15 protein-coding genes are annotated in these 13544 nt (G+C 66.6%); 10 read left to right on the top strand and 5 right to left on the bottom strand.

From position 1 onward, the window contains the following. The first annotated feature begins 12 nt into the window (after positions 1 to 12). The 10 genes from AAW00_RS05755 (at position 13) to AAW00_RS14235 (ending at position 9503) form a co-directional block, all read left to right on the top strand. Positions 13 to 663 carry an adenylate kinase gene (locus AAW00_RS05755; protein WP_047003269.1) on the top strand — a complete coding sequence of 217 codons (651 nt, stop codon included), beginning with the start codon at positions 13 to 15 and terminating at the stop codon, positions 661 to 663. Positions 664 to 703: 40 nt separating this feature from the next. Beyond that, a complete protein-coding gene (locus tag AAW00_RS05750) occupies positions 704 to 1270 on the top strand; it encodes an SRPBCC family protein (RefSeq protein ID WP_047003268.1) in 567 nt (188 codons plus the stop codon). 292 nt (positions 1271 to 1562) lie between these two features. Next, the gene (rpsM, locus tag AAW00_RS05745) at positions 1563 to 1931 is read left to right on the top strand and encodes a 30S ribosomal protein S13 (protein WP_047003267.1); all 369 of its coding nucleotides are present in this window, start codon (positions 1563 to 1565) and stop codon (positions 1929 to 1931) included. A gap of 57 nt (positions 1932 to 1988) precedes the next feature. Continuing rightward, positions 1989 to 2378, top strand: a complete 390-nt coding sequence (gene rpsK / locus AAW00_RS05740; protein WP_047003266.1) for a 30S ribosomal protein S11 — start codon at positions 1989 to 1991, stop codon at positions 2376 to 2378. A gap of 107 nt (positions 2379 to 2485) precedes the next feature. Then, complete coding sequence (locus AAW00_RS05735; RefSeq protein WP_047003265.1) at positions 2486 to 3541, top strand: DNA-directed RNA polymerase subunit alpha; 1056 nt, start codon at positions 2486 to 2488, stop codon at positions 3539 to 3541. A 189-nt stretch (positions 3542 to 3730) separates the two neighbouring features. Next, the gene (rplQ, locus tag AAW00_RS05730) at positions 3731 to 4150 is read left to right on the top strand and encodes a 50S ribosomal protein L17 (RefSeq protein ID WP_047003264.1); all 420 of its coding nucleotides are present in this window, start codon (positions 3731 to 3733) and stop codon (positions 4148 to 4150) included. Between the two features lie 83 nt (positions 4151 to 4233). Beyond that, positions 4234 to 5592, top strand: a complete 1359-nt coding sequence (locus tag AAW00_RS05725; protein ID WP_047003263.1) for a serine hydrolase domain-containing protein — start codon at positions 4234 to 4236, stop codon at positions 5590 to 5592. 81 nt (positions 5593 to 5673) lie between these two features. Further along, a complete protein-coding gene (locus tag AAW00_RS05720; protein WP_047003262.1) occupies positions 5674 to 7839 on the top strand; it encodes a prolyl oligopeptidase family serine peptidase in 2166 nt (721 codons plus the stop codon). A 107-nt stretch (positions 7840 to 7946) separates the two neighbouring features. Beyond that, positions 7947 to 8549: a hypothetical protein gene (locus AAW00_RS05715; RefSeq protein WP_047003261.1), complete on the top strand. Its 603-nt coding sequence runs from the start codon at positions 7947 to 7949 to the stop codon at positions 8547 to 8549. A 99-nt stretch (positions 8550 to 8648) separates the two neighbouring features. Next, positions 8649 to 9503: a hypothetical protein gene (locus AAW00_RS14235; RefSeq protein ID WP_156169933.1), complete on the top strand. Its 855-nt coding sequence runs from the start codon at positions 8649 to 8651 to the stop codon at positions 9501 to 9503. A 3-nt stretch (positions 9504 to 9506) separates the two neighbouring features. Here AAW00_RS14235 and AAW00_RS05705 read toward each other — a convergent pair whose 3' ends face one another. The 5 genes from AAW00_RS05705 to lpdA are packed head-to-tail and all read right to left on the bottom strand — an operon-like array spanning position 9507 to position 13505. Beyond that, complete coding sequence (locus AAW00_RS05705; RefSeq protein ID WP_047003260.1) at positions 9507 to 10133, bottom strand: trimeric intracellular cation channel family protein; 627 nt, start codon at positions 10131 to 10133, stop codon at positions 9507 to 9509. Positions 10134 to 10135: 2 nt separating this feature from the next. Next, complete coding sequence (locus AAW00_RS05700; protein ID WP_047003259.1) at positions 10136 to 10825, bottom strand: PepSY domain-containing protein; 690 nt, start codon at positions 10823 to 10825, stop codon at positions 10136 to 10138. Positions 10826 to 10829: 4 nt separating this feature from the next. Continuing rightward, positions 10830 to 11273 carry a VOC family protein gene (locus AAW00_RS05695; protein ID WP_047003258.1) on the bottom strand — a complete coding sequence of 148 codons (444 nt, stop codon included), beginning with the start codon at positions 11271 to 11273 and terminating at the stop codon, positions 10830 to 10832. Continuing rightward, positions 11270 to 12070 carry a hypothetical protein gene (locus tag AAW00_RS05690; protein ID WP_052761782.1) on the bottom strand — a complete coding sequence of 267 codons (801 nt, stop codon included), beginning with the start codon at positions 12068 to 12070 and terminating at the stop codon, positions 11270 to 11272. Before AAW00_RS05690 ends, AAW00_RS05695 begins: the two co-directional genes overlap by 4 nt. A gap of 31 nt (positions 12071 to 12101) precedes the next feature. After that, a complete protein-coding gene (lpdA, locus tag AAW00_RS05685; protein WP_047003256.1) occupies positions 12102 to 13505 on the bottom strand; it encodes a dihydrolipoyl dehydrogenase in 1404 nt (467 codons plus the stop codon). Positions 13506 to 13544 lie beyond the last annotated feature (39 nt).

Raw genomic sequence — 13544 nt, 5'->3', positions numbered from 1 at the left:
AGTCGCGCGGGCATGAATATCATTCTTCTCGGCCCTCCCGGGGCGGGCAAGGGCACGCAGGCCAACCTGCTGGTCGAGCATCACGGGATGCGTCAACTCTCCACCGGCGACATGCTGCGCGCCGCGGTCAAGGCGGAAACGCCCGTCGGCCTTCAGGCGAAGGCCGTGATGGAACGCGGAGAGCTCGTCTCGGACGAGATCGTCTCCGCACTGATCGATGCCGAGCTGCTGGCGATGGGAGAACACGTCGGGGCCATCTTCGACGGGTATCCGCGCACGGCCGCCCAGGCGCACTCGCTCGACGAAATCCTCGGGAAACACGGGCGCGAACTCGACCACGTGATCGAGCTCGCGGTGGACGAGGATGCGCTGGTGGATCGCATCACCGGGCGCTTCACCTGTGCCAAATGCGGCGAGGGTTACCACGACCGCTACAAGCAGCCCGAGGTTGCCGGGGTCTGCGACAAGTGCGGCTCGACCGATTTCAAGCGGCGTCCCGACGACACCGAGGAAACGGTCCGCACCCGTATGGCCGAATACCGCGCCAAGACCGCGCCGATCCTGCCCATCTACGAGGAGCGCGGCATCGTGCAGCGGGTGGACGGTATGGCCGCAATAGGCGACGTGACCTCGGCCATCGAGAAGGTCTTGGCCTCCGCCTGATCGGGCGGCTATCCCTAGGCCACGCCAAGGAGGGATAGCCATGCACGCCGCCATCATCACCATCGCTGCCCTGGGACTGCTGGTCGGGGCACCTGCCGCGGCGGAGGTTGTCGCGAGCGGCGAGGGCGGCTTCGCCACGCGCGACAGCGTGACCGTCGCCGCGCCGCGCGAAGCGGTATGGGACGTGCTGGTGCACCCCTCGCTCTACTGGAATCCGCAGCACAGCTGGTATGGCGAGGCCGATCGGCTCTTCCTCAGCCTTGGGCCCGGCGGCTGCTTCTGCGAGATCGTGAGTGGCGATCCGGAGAACACGACCAGCCCCGCGACCTTCGTCGAACACGCCCGAGTGATCCGCTCCGTGCCTGGCGAGATGCTGCGCCTTTCGGGTGCCTTCGGTCCGTTGCAGGGTGAGGCGCTGACCGGCACGCTGACTGTCGAGCTTGAAGCGGACGGGGAGGGGACGCGGATCGAGTGGACCTACGTCGTCGGCGGCTATTCCCGCTTCGCGTTGCCGGAGGTCGCGCCGGTGGTCGACATGGTTATGAGCGAGCAGATGAACCGCCTCGCCGCCGCCGTTGCCGCGGGCGGCGCGGCAGCCTCGGAATGAGGGATTTTGACTAGCGCCTCAAACGGCGTTATAGCCCCTGTCACGACGCGGACGCGGGTGCGGGCAGCGGATCACCGCTGGCTCGTTCCGTTCGTTCACCCGGCCTGTTGACGTGGAAGGGGAATCACCCTATCTGCGCACCTCATTCGTCCATCGCGATCGGATTCCTTGCAGGCGGCAGCCATCGTGCCCGCCTTCGGCAAGGGCATCCGGTTCCGGCGGACGGGTGCAGACCGCGATGAGATAGGGTCGGCCCCAAAGCCGTAATGCCCTGTGGAGCATGGAGAAATAAGTGGCTCGTATTGCCGGGATCAACATCCCCACCAACAAGCGCGTGATCGTCGCGCTGACCTACATTCACGGTATCGGCCCTGCGACCGCGACGAAGATCGTCGACAAGCTGGGCATCGATCACGCCCGCCGCGTCCAGGACCTGACCGACGCCGAGGTGCTGCAGATCCGTGAGACGATCGACGCCGACTACCAGGTCGAGGGCGATCTTCGTCGCGATACCGCGATGAACATAAAGCGCCTGATGGACCTCGCCTGCTATCGCGGCCTGCGTCATCGCAAGGGCCTGCCCGTTCGCGGTCAGCGCACCCACACCAATGCCCGCACCCGCAAGGGCAAGGCCAAGCCGATCGCCGGCAAGAAGAAGTAAGCCGTCGGGTTTCCCGACACGCTTTTACCTTCTCTCGAGACACGAGGAATTTGAACGATGGCACGCGAACCAGGCCGTATCCGGCGCCGTGACAAGAAGAACATCTCCAGCGGCGTGGCGCACGTCAACGCCAGCTTCAACAACACCATGATCACCATCACCGACGCGCAGGGCAACGCGATCAGCTGGTCCAGCGCCGGCATGATGGGCTTCAAGGGCAGCCGCAAGTCGACTCCCTACGCCGCGCAGGTCGCCGCCGACGATGCCGGCAAGAAGGCCGCCGAGCACGGTGTGCGCACCCTCGAGGTGGAGATCAAGGGACCCGGCTCGGGCCGCGAGAGCGCGCTGCGCGCCCTGCAGGCGGTGGGTTTCACCATCACCTCGATCCGCGACGTCACGCCGATCCCGCACAACGGCGTGCGGCCGTCCAAGCGTCGCCGCGTCTGATCGAAGCCTGCCGCGGGAGGCAACTTCCGCAACCAGTCATTCGCATCGGCCGCGGCGCATCAGCGCTCCGCGGCCTTTGCGCCAGAAATCCTAACTAGGGGAAGTCCATGTCCGTCAACACCAAGAACTGGCAGGAACTCAAGAAGCCCAACACCCTCGAGGTCAAGGAAGGCGGCGACAAGAAGCGCAAGGCCACCTTCGTGGCCGAACCGCTCGAGCGCGGCTACGGCCTGACGCTCGGCAACGCGCTGCGCCGCGTGCTGCTGTCCTCGCTGCAGGGCGCTGCCATCACCTCGATCAAGATCGAGAACGTGCTGCACGAGTTCTCCTCGCTCGCCGGCGTGCGCGAGGACGTGACCGACATCGTGCTCAACGTGAAGCAGATCGCGCTCAAGATGGAAGGTGAGGGTGCCAAGCGCCTGCAGCTTTCCGCCACCGGCCCGGGTGAAGTCACCGCCGGCGACATCGCCGTGACCGGCGACATCGAGGTGCTGAACAAGGACCTGGTGATCTGCCACCTCGACGAGGGCGCGACGCTCAACATGGAGCTGACCGCGGATACCGGCAAGGGCTACGTCCCCGCCGTGTCGAACCGTCCGGTGGACGCGCCGATCGGCCTGATCCCGATCGACTCGCTGTATTCGCCGATCAAGCAGGTGAGCTACAAGGTCGAGAACGCTCGCGTGGGCCAGGAACTCGACTTCGACAAGCTCAGCCTCACGGTCGAGACCGACGGCACTGTCACGCCCGAGGACGCCGTGGCCTATGCCGCGCGCATCCTGCAGGACCAGCTGACGCTGTTCGTCCACTTCGAGGACGGCATCCCGCAGCCGCAGAGCACCATGATCGGTCTCGCCGCCGAGCCGCAGGAAAGCGACACCAACCAGCTCAACCGCTACCTTCTCAAGAAGGTGGACGAGCTCGAGCTGTCGGTCCGTTCCGCCAACTGCCTCAAGAACGACAACATCATCTACATCGGCGACCTGGTCCAGAAGACCGAGGCCGAGATGCTGCGCACCCCGAACTTCGGCCGCAAGTCCTTGAACGAGATCAAGGAAGTGCTCTCCAGCATGGGCTTGCGCCTCGGCATGGACATCCCCGGATGGCCGCCCGAGAACATCGAGGAAATGGCCAAGAAGCTCGAACAGGAACTTCTCGGCTGAAGCTTCGACGCCGCCAAGCCGTGGCTTGGGGCGAGCTGAAGCGAAGCCGGCCGGCGGGCCTCGGCCCGTTCGACGTCACGGGATTTACTCCCGTGACGGCTTGGCACAAAGGGTAGTGGTGGTCCCCCTCAAGCGGCCACCGGGATCGGGGTACCTCACACGGCCCCCCTACGAACGGAGTGAAATACAATGCGTCACGGTATCAAGGGCCGCAAGCTCAGCCGCAAGAGCCAGCATCGCATCGCGATGTTCCGCAACATGGCGGCCGCGCTCATCAAGCACGAGCAGATCACCACCACCGTCGCCAAGGCGAAGGAACTGCGCCCCTACGTGGAAAAGCTGGTGACCCTCGCCAAGCGCGGTGGCCTCAGCAATCGTCGCCTCGCGCACGCCCGCCTGCTTGACGACGCGCAGTTGGTGAAACTGTTCGACGTTCTGGCCGAACGCTATGCCGACCGTGAAGGCGGCTACACCCGCATCATCAAGGCCGGCATTCGCCAGAGCGACGCCGTGCAGATGGCGATCATCGAATTCGTCGACCGCGACGTTGACGCCAAGGGCCAGGATTCGGGCCCGGTGATGAACGAGGACGAGTACGAGGACGCCTAAGTCTTTGCCTACAAGACAAGCGGGGCCGTCGGAGCGATCCGACGGCCCTTTTCTTTTGCGCGAGTAATGCCAGAGTGACGCGCATGATCCGCCATACCCTTGCAGCCGCCGCGCTGCTTTTCGCCACGCCCGCGCTCGCCCAGTCGCAGGCCGACCTCGATGCCCGATACGACCGCGCGCTGGCAGCGGGATACAAGGCGCTGTTCCTGTGCGGCGCACTTAACTCCGATGCGCGCCACGTGCGCGATGCCGCGTCGATTGAAGAGTGGGAGCTTACCGGGGTCTACTCCGCACTCGACCCGATCGTTCGCACGCTCGAGCACCGGCTCGAATACGGGACCGATACCTCGCTTGATTACGTCGCCGTCGACTGGAGCGAAACCATGCCGGCGCGCGTGGCGGTGGCCCATGCGATGACGGGCTGCTCGCTGCTGCCGATCGGGGCCGATGCGCCGACCACCGAAGAACCTCGCTCCATGCCGATCGACCGCGTCGGCGACGAGAGCGTCTATCCCTTGAGCCGTCGTATCGTGCGCCGCGTCGACGAAGTGGCGCGCGGGGCGATGGGCGGAGGATACGGCGCCGATGCGCGCACCACCGCAGTGCTCGTACGACAGGGCGATGTGACCTTGGGTGAGGCTTTCGCGCCCGGTTTCGACGCGAACTTGCCGCAGCGCACATGGTCGGTCGCCAAGAGCATGGCGGCCACGCTGGTCGGCGTTGCGGTCCGGCGCGGCGAGGTAACCGTGGAGGCCTCGGCGGGGCTTGGGTTGTCCGAGAGCGATCCGCGCCGGGCCATTACCATAGACCAGCTTCTTCGCATGGCATCGGGCCGGTATTCCGATACGCCCGGCAGCCGCACCGATCCGCTCTATCTCGGTGGCACGACCGTGGGCGAGAGCGCGCTTGGCTGGCCGCTGATCAATCCCCCCGGCAGCACTTTCCGCTACGCCAACAACGATACACTCGCGGCGGTTGTCGCCATCAGCCCAGGTTTCGCCGAGCATCCCCCCGCTGAACTCTTCAATTTCCTTGGCATGCACCAGACTGTCGCGGAGACGGACTGGCAGGGCGACTACATTCTCTCCAGCCAGGTCTGGACCACGGCCGCCGACCTTGCGCGCTTCGGCCAGCTCTACCTCAACGACGGCGTCTGGCGCGGCACCCGTGTGCTGCCCGAGGGCTGGGTCGACTACGTCTCCACCCCAAGCGGTCCGCAGCCCGGCGGCGCGCTCGGCTACGGTGCGGGGTGGTGGCTGATGAACAACAGCGAGGGCATTCCCGCCGACACCATCGCCGCGCAGGGCAACCGCGGGCAATACGTCGTCGTAGTGCCCAGCCGCGACGTCGTTATCGTCCGGCGCGGGGAGGACCCGGACGGCGGCAGCGGGTTCGATATCGTCGCCTTCACCCGCGACGTGCTGGCGGCGCTGCCCCAATAGATGGCCGGGGAGTAGGGCCTTGCGCATACAAGGTTTCATCGCCAACTTGTTCGCATACCGGATCGCAAACGATGAGGCCCCATGCACCGCAACCTGTTCGCCGCCACCGCGGCCGTCGCCTTTCTCGCCACGCCCGCTAGCGCACAGGACATGAGCGCCCCCGACTATCCGGAGACCCGCCGCGGCGAAGTGGTGGAGACGATCTTCGGTGAGGAGGTCGCGGACCCCTATCGCTGGCTGGAGGAAGACACGCGCAACAGCGCCGAGGTGGCAGACTGGGTCGAGCGACAGAACGCCGTCACCGACCTCTACCTCGAGCAGCTTCCCGCCCGCGCCTGGTTCAACGAGCGGATCAGCCAGCTCTACAACTACGAGCGCTTCGGAATCCCCGTCTCGCGCGGCAACCGCTATTTCTACACCCGCAATTCGGGCCTGCAGAACCAGTCGCCGCTCTACGTGCGTGACGGCCTGGATGGCGAGGAGCGGCTGCTGCTCGATCCCACCACCTGGGCCGACGACGGTGCCACCGCGCTCGGCGGCTGGGTGGCTTCGCCCGACGGCTCCAAGCTGCTCTACAGCGTGCAGGACGGCGGCACCGACTGGCGCACGATCCGCGTGATGGACGTCGCCACCGGCACCGTCGCCGAGGACGAGATCAAGTGGTCGAAGTTCTCCGGCCTCGCCTGGGTCGGCGAGGAAGGCTTCATCTACTCGCGCTTTCCCGAACCTGAGGAGGGTGCGGACTTCCAGGCGCTGAACCTCAACCACCAGGTCTATTACCACGCGCTCGGCACGCCGCAGAGCGAGGACGAGCTGGTCTTCTCCAGCCCCGACTTCCCCGAGCGCAATCATTCGCTCGGCGTATCGGACGACGGGCGCTGGGCCATCGTCACCTCCTCCACCGGCACGGATTCGCGCTACGAGGTACAGGCCATCGACCTCTCGCGCCGCGATGCGCTGGGCTGGACCTCGGTGCCGCTCGTCACCGGGTTCGAGCATAGCTGGAGCCTGATCGACAGCGTCGGCTCCAAGCTGTTCTTCACCACCAATATGGATGCGCCGCTCTACCGTGTCGTCTCCATCGACATGGCCGACGCAAACCCGCAGTGGCAGGAGGTCATCGCCGAGCGCGAACAGCCCATCGCCGGGGCCTCGCTGGTGGGCGGCCACCTGATCGTCGACTATCTGGAGGACGCGAGCTCCTCGGCCTACGTCTTCGACCTCGAAGGCAACCAGGTGCGCGAGATCGAGTTTGCCGGCCTCGGCAGCGCGGGCGGCTTCGGCGGCCACGGCGATAGCGACGAGACCTTTTACACCTATTCCAGCTTCAACCAGCCGGGCACCATCTATCGCTACGACGTGGCGACGGGCGAAAGCACCGTCTTCGCCGCGCCCGAAGTGGGCTTCGATCCAGCGGACTTCAGCGTGGAGCAACGCTTCTATACCAGCCGCGACGGCACGCGCGTGCCGATGTTCATCGTGCGCCGCGCCGATGTCGCCGCCAGCGGGGAGGCGGTGCCGACGCTGCTCTACGGCTATGGCGGTTTCGACATCTCGCTCACCCCCGGCTTCTCGCCCAGCCGCCTGGCATGGGTCGAGGCGGGCGGCGCCTTTGCCATGGCCAATATCCGCGGTGGCGGCGAATACGGGCGCGCCTGGCACGACGGGGGCCGCCGCGCAAACAAGCAGAACGTGTTCGACGATTTCATCGCTGCGGGCGAGTACCTGATCGCGGAAGGCATTACGCCCGAGGATGGCCTTGCCATCCAGGGCGGATCCAACGGCGGCCTGCTGGTGGGCGCGGTCGCCAACCAGCGTCCCGACCTGTTCGCCGCCGGCAACGCCGCCGTCGGCGTTATGGACATGCTGCGCTTCGACCGCTGGACCGCGGGCCGGTACTGGGTGGACGACTACGGCTATCCGGACCGCGAGGAGGACTGGCGGATCCTGCGCGCCTATTCCCCTCTGCACAACATCCGGCGCGGCGTGGACTATCCCGCGCTGCTCGTCACCACCGCCGACACCGACGACCGCGTGGTGCCGGGCCATTCGTTCAAGTACACCGCCGCCCTGCAGGAAGCGGGGCTGGGCGAGCGCCCCCAGCTCATCCGCATCGAGACCCGCGCAGGCCACGGCAGCGGCAAGCCGACCGACAAGGCGATCGAGGAAGCGGCTGATATTTCGGCCTTCCTCGCCTACTGGACGGGCCTGCACCCGGAAACCGTCAATATTCAGGAAAGCGAGTGATTTGCTGAATATTGGCTAACGGCCGAGTTCAGCATGGTGCCAAGCTGAATCGGGTAGAACAGTCTCACAGGCGGCAGATGAGGATCCGCCACACAAGGAGACGCCCGATGACAAAGTTCAAGACCCTGGCCAAAGGCACCTTCGCCACCCTAGCGGCTGGCGCGATGACGCTGTCGGCCGCCGCTCCCGCCGCCGCGCAGGATCGCTGGCGCGACCGCGATGACGACGGCATCGGTGCGGGCGAAATCATCGCCGGCGCCGTGGTGCTCGGCGGCCTTGCTGCGATCCTCGGATCGGGGCGCAACGATCGTTACGACGACTACCGCTATCGCAACAGCCGCGACTATCGTTACGACGACTATCGCAACGGCAGCTATCGCAATGGCTATGATGGCTACGGTCAGTATTCGAGCCGCCGCGCGGTGGAGCAGTGCGTGAGCGCCGCCGAGCAGTACGCCCAGCGCCGGCTCGGCAGCCGCGCCGAGGTCTACGAGGTCAACGACCTCGACCGCGAGCGTCGCGGTTACGAGATCAAGGGCCGGATCGCGGTTCAGGACAGCTATCGCTACTCTGACCGCCGCGGTCGCTACAACTACCGCGATTACAACCGCGGCTATCGCAACCAGGGCTGGGACGAGGGTCGCTTCGAATGCGACTATCGCGATGGCCGGGTCGTCGACATCGACTTCAGCGGCATCCGCGGGCTCTGAAGCTTTCCGGCTTCAGCTGACATCACAAGGCGGTTCAGGTTGCTTGCAGCCTGGGCCGCCTAGTCGTTCGCGCTTCACAGATCTTCAGGACGGGTCTCCATGGCAATCTCGCACAGTCGTCTTTCCGCCGTCGCCGCCTTAATCGCGGCGCTTTCCATGACGGCCACTCCGGCCGCCGCTGCCGACTTGCCGCGCGCGGTCACCGCTGCGCCGGTCGAGGTCGTGACCGGAGCGCCCGAGGCTGCGAACCAGTGGGGCTACGATCGCTATGGGCGGTACGATCGCTATGGCTCGCGTTATCGCCGGGGCCTCGACGCGGGTGACGTGCTGACGGGCGTGCTGGTTCTGGGCACCATCGCCACCATCGCCAATTCCATTCGCGGACAGCAACGTTACCGTGACCGCGACTACCGCGACCGCAATTATCGCGGCGACTACCGCTACGACAACCGCGACCGGCGCAGCGACTATGATAGTCGCGGGCTCGGCCGTGCGGCGGACATGTGCGTGGACGGGGTGGAGCGCGACCGCGGCCGGGTGGCCGATGTCGACAATGCGCGGCGCACCACGGACGGCTGGTACGTTTCCGGCACGCTGGAAAGCGGCGGCGGCTGGCAGTGCTGGATCGACAACGACGGGCGCATTGGCGACATCAGTGCGGGCGGATCGTCAGGCTACTCCGCGCGCGATTACGACGGCTACGGCACCTACGCCGATGCCGCGCCCGCGGGCGACCAGTGGAGCGCGGATGCCTACGCTCGCGCCCGGGCCAGCACGCGAACCCCCGCCGACGAAGGCTACACCTATCGCCAGCCGGCTGCCTCCGACAGCGGCTATGGCCAGCCCGCCTACCCGGGCGGCCCGGTCGCGGGCGAGGAAGGCTATCCGGTGGAGGACACCGGCGGCGAGTGGCAGGACGACGGGCGCTACGCGACCGCGCAGTCCCGGTACTAGCGGTCAGGCTTCCCGCGAATAGGCGGGCAATTCGATCCGCCACACCATCGCTGCGGCGCGCAGGGCGAAGCCTGCAAGCGCGGCGATTGCCATGGCCAGCGGCTGGGCGAGCCCGGCAAGCAGCAGCCCGGCGCACAGTGCCGCGGCAAGCGCGGCGGCAGTGACGTAGAGCTCGGGCCGCATGAGGATCGAGGGCACGCCTGCGATCACGTCGCGGATGATGCCGCCCACGCATCCCGTCACCACGCCCAGGATGACCGCGGCGAGCGGCGCGACATCGAAGGCCAACGCCTTGGCCGTGCCCAGCGCGGCGAAGACTGCCAGACCCACCGCGTCCGCCCACTCCAGCCAACGCCCCTCCCACCAACGACGCGGCAGGAACCAGGCGAAGGTGGCAGTGGCAAGGATGACCGGGGCGATCCAGAAATCGCGCAGCCAGAAGGCCGGCTGGCCGAGCAGCGCATCGCGCACCGAACCGCCGCCAACGCCCGTCAGCAGCGCGAAGAAGGCGCAGGTGACAAAGGTCTGATTGAGCCGCGCAGCCATCAGCGCGCCCGACAGCGCAAATACCGCCGTGCCGACGAGATCGACGAAGGGCGGCAGTACGGGGGCAATGACGAACGGATCCATCGTCAGCGCGCCTTGCGCCGGCGGAACATCAGCACGCACCCGATCAGCGATCCGACGACCCCGAGCGCGGCGAACAGGACAAGCACCCAATGGTTGAACGGCGCCTGTCCCTCAAGGTCACGCGTTTCCAGGTCCATGATGTGCAGGCCCCAGAAGAAGTCGTAGGTCCGCCACCACCTGGTGCGAAGCGCCTGCACCTCGCCGGTCTGGGCATTGATATAAAGGTTGGTATCGTCCGCGAAATGCGCCTGCCAGACGTTTACCGGTGCCCGGAAATCGAGCGGCACGGCATCGGCGGGGAAGTAGGTCACGCTCTCCAGCGCGGCCTCGCCGGCGAAGCTGGCTCTCGCGATCTCGCGCGCGTCGTCCTCGCTGACCGGGTTGTAGAGGCTTCCGTCGCGGGCGGAATAGCGGAAGCGACCGCCGTCCCCTTCGACCACGATCCATCCGGCGCCGTCGACGAAGTTCTGCAGGGTGACGCTCCGAACCGGACCGGAAAGACGCGGAAGGACCAGCCCCTGCGCCTCGACGGGCGGCAGCTCGACACGAAGGTCCGACCCGCGCACCGTCTCGATCGGCTGTATCACCATGATGAGCCCGGACACGGTCCACATCAGGATCGGCACGCCGACCAGCCAGCCGAGCCAGATATGCCACCGGGCGAAGCGGCGCATCGTTTGCTGATGCCCCATCGGCCTAGTCCGTCGCGAACAGCTTGGTGCGATCGGAAAAGGCCTTCATCTCGATGGCGTTGCCGCTGGGATCGGTGAAGAACATGGTCGCCTGCTCGCCCGGCTGGCCCTCGAAGCGCACGTGCGGCTCGATCTGGAATGTGACGCCGGCCTCCGTCAGCCGCGCCGCCAGCGCCTTCCATTCGTCCAGTCCGAGGACAATGCCGAAATGCGGCACCGGCACGTCGTGCCCGTCGACCGGGTTGGTGCCGTGCGCGTTCCTGGCCACCACACCGGGCGTTTGGTGGGCAACGATCTGGTGGCCGTAGAAGTCGAAATCCACCCAGTCGTCCGACGAACGGCCTTCCGGGCAGCCCATGATCCCGCCCCAGAATTCGCGCGCGGCGGCGATGTCGTGGACCGGAAACGCGAGGTGGAAGGGCGAGAGGCCCGGGCTGTCTTGGGTCATCGAAGCGGTATCCTGTGCAGGCCCAGCGCAAGGCCGAAGCCGAGTATCGGGGCGGCACCATAGCCTATCAGGGGCATGGGGTAAGGGGCCATCAGCGCGGTCACGACGAAGCCGAAGAACAGGCCGGCGAGGGTGAAGCGCTTGGCCCGGTCGAAGGGGATGGCGAAGAGGATCAGGCAGAAGCTGGCGACCATGCTGGCGGCCAATAGCACGGCAAACGCGATGCTGCCTTCCGCCGCCTGCGTCAGCACGTTTTCCACGAACGGCTGCGGCGGCATCTCGCCGCGCACGGCCATCCACAGCGAGGCGAAGAAGCCGACGATGGCGGTGCCCCCGACGCGCCAGTCGCGCTTGACGTGGTGCAGCCCGACGGCTGCGAATGTCAGCGCGAAGCCGGTCGCGGCATCGGGTTGCAGCAGCGCCGCGCCGATCCCGGCGAGCAGGAGAGGGGCGGCGAGCACGCGGTTTCTCGCGGCGAGGATGCACAGCGCAGGCGTCACCAGCATCCCTGTGTGCAGGCTGATCGGCCCGAGCGGAAACCAGCGGCGCACCGTGTGCTGGGTGATCGAGGTCGCCTCCGGCCCGACCCAGACGGCGGCCAGCATGATGGCTATCAGGACTGCGGCCAGGATGTGGCGGCTGGATGCCGTGTGCGGACCACGGCCCCACAAAACCCACGGAATTACCACGCTGAGCGCGAGGGCATTCGTCGATGTGTAACGCGCAGGGGCCTCTGCCCATGCCATCCAGAAGCCACCGACCGCCACGGGCAGAACCAGCGCGAGCTGCGCCGGCATACGCTGTCGGTCGGTGGAAAGGTCGCTCACATCAGATGTGGATCGGCTTGCCCTGCACGCCCATCGCGGCTTCCTTCACCGCTTCGGAGTGGGTGGGGTGGGCGTGGCAGGTGTAGGCGATGTCCTCGCTCGTCGCGCCGAATTCCATCGCGAGCGCGGCCTCGGCGATCATGGTGCCCGCCACGCTGGCGATGGCCCAGACGCCCAGCACGCGGTCGCTTTCCGCGTCGGCGATGATCTTTACGAGGCCGTCGGGCTCATGGTTGGTCTTGGCCCGGCTGTTGGCCATCATCGGGAACTTGCTGGTCTTCAGCGTGTGCCCGGCCTCCTTGGCCTGTGCTTCGGTGAGGCCGACGCCGGCGATCTCGGGCCAGGTGTAGACGACCGACGGGATGACGTCGTGGTTCACGATGCCCGTCTGCCCGGCGATGTTCTCGGCCACCGCGATGCCCTCGTCCTCGGCCTTGTGGGCGAGCATGGGGCCGGGGATGACGTCGCCGATGGCCCAGACGCCGTCGACCTTGGTGCGGAACTCGTGGTCGGTCTCGACCTGTCCGCGCTTGTTGACCTCCAGCCCGATAGCTTCGAGCCCCAGCTTGGCGGTGTTGGGCTTGCGGCCGATGGAGACGAGCACGCAGTCCGCCTCCAGCGTCTCCGCTTCTCCGCCCTTCGCGGGCTCCATAGTCAGCGTGGCCTCGCTGCCCGCAACGGTGCAGCCGGTGACCTTGGTGCCGAGCTTGAACTCGATGCCCTGCTTCTTGAAGATCTTGCGCGCTTCCTTGCGGATATCGTCGTCCATTCCGGGCAGGATCTCGTCGAGATATTCGACGCAGGTGACCTTCGCGCCAAGGCGCCGCCACACGCTGCCGAGCTCCAGCCCGATCACGCCAGCGCCGATCACGACCATGTGCTCGGGCACTTTTGGCAGCTCGAGCGCACCGGTGGAATCGACCACGACGAAGTTGGCGTTGTCCACCTCGACGCCGGGCAGCGGGGTGACGCTGGAGCCGGTGGCGATGACGACGTTCTTGGCCGTGACCGTCTCCTCGCCCACCTTCACCGTGTGCGCGTCCTGGAAGGTGGCATGGCCCTTCTTCCAGTCGACCTTGTTCTTCTTGAACAGGAATTCGATGCCCCTGGTGAGGCCGCTCACCGCATCGATGCGCTGGCCGTGGAGCTTCTCCATGTTGAGCCGGGGCGTCACCTCGATGCCCATGGCCTCCATCGCGCCATTGGCGGCGGCGTCGTAGTACTCGCTGGCGTGCAGCATGGCCTTGGACGGGATGCAGCCGACGTTGAGGCAGGTGCCGCCCAGCGTCTCGCGGCTTTCCGCGCAGGCCGTCTTCAGCCCGAGTTGCGCCGCGCGGATCGCGGCGACGTAGCCGCCGGGGCCGGCACCGATGACAAGGACGTCGTATTGATATTCGTCGGCCATTTTAAACTCCGCTCACCCTGAGCCTGTCGAAGGGTTGCT

Origin of the sequence: Aurantiacibacter luteus (assembly GCF_001010945.1) — a bacterium.
GTDB lineage: Bacteria > Pseudomonadota > Alphaproteobacteria > Sphingomonadales > Sphingomonadaceae > Alteraurantiacibacter > Alteraurantiacibacter luteus.
Note: the sequence above shows the minus strand (reverse complement) of the source record. Positions and strands in the feature narration are given on the sequence as shown.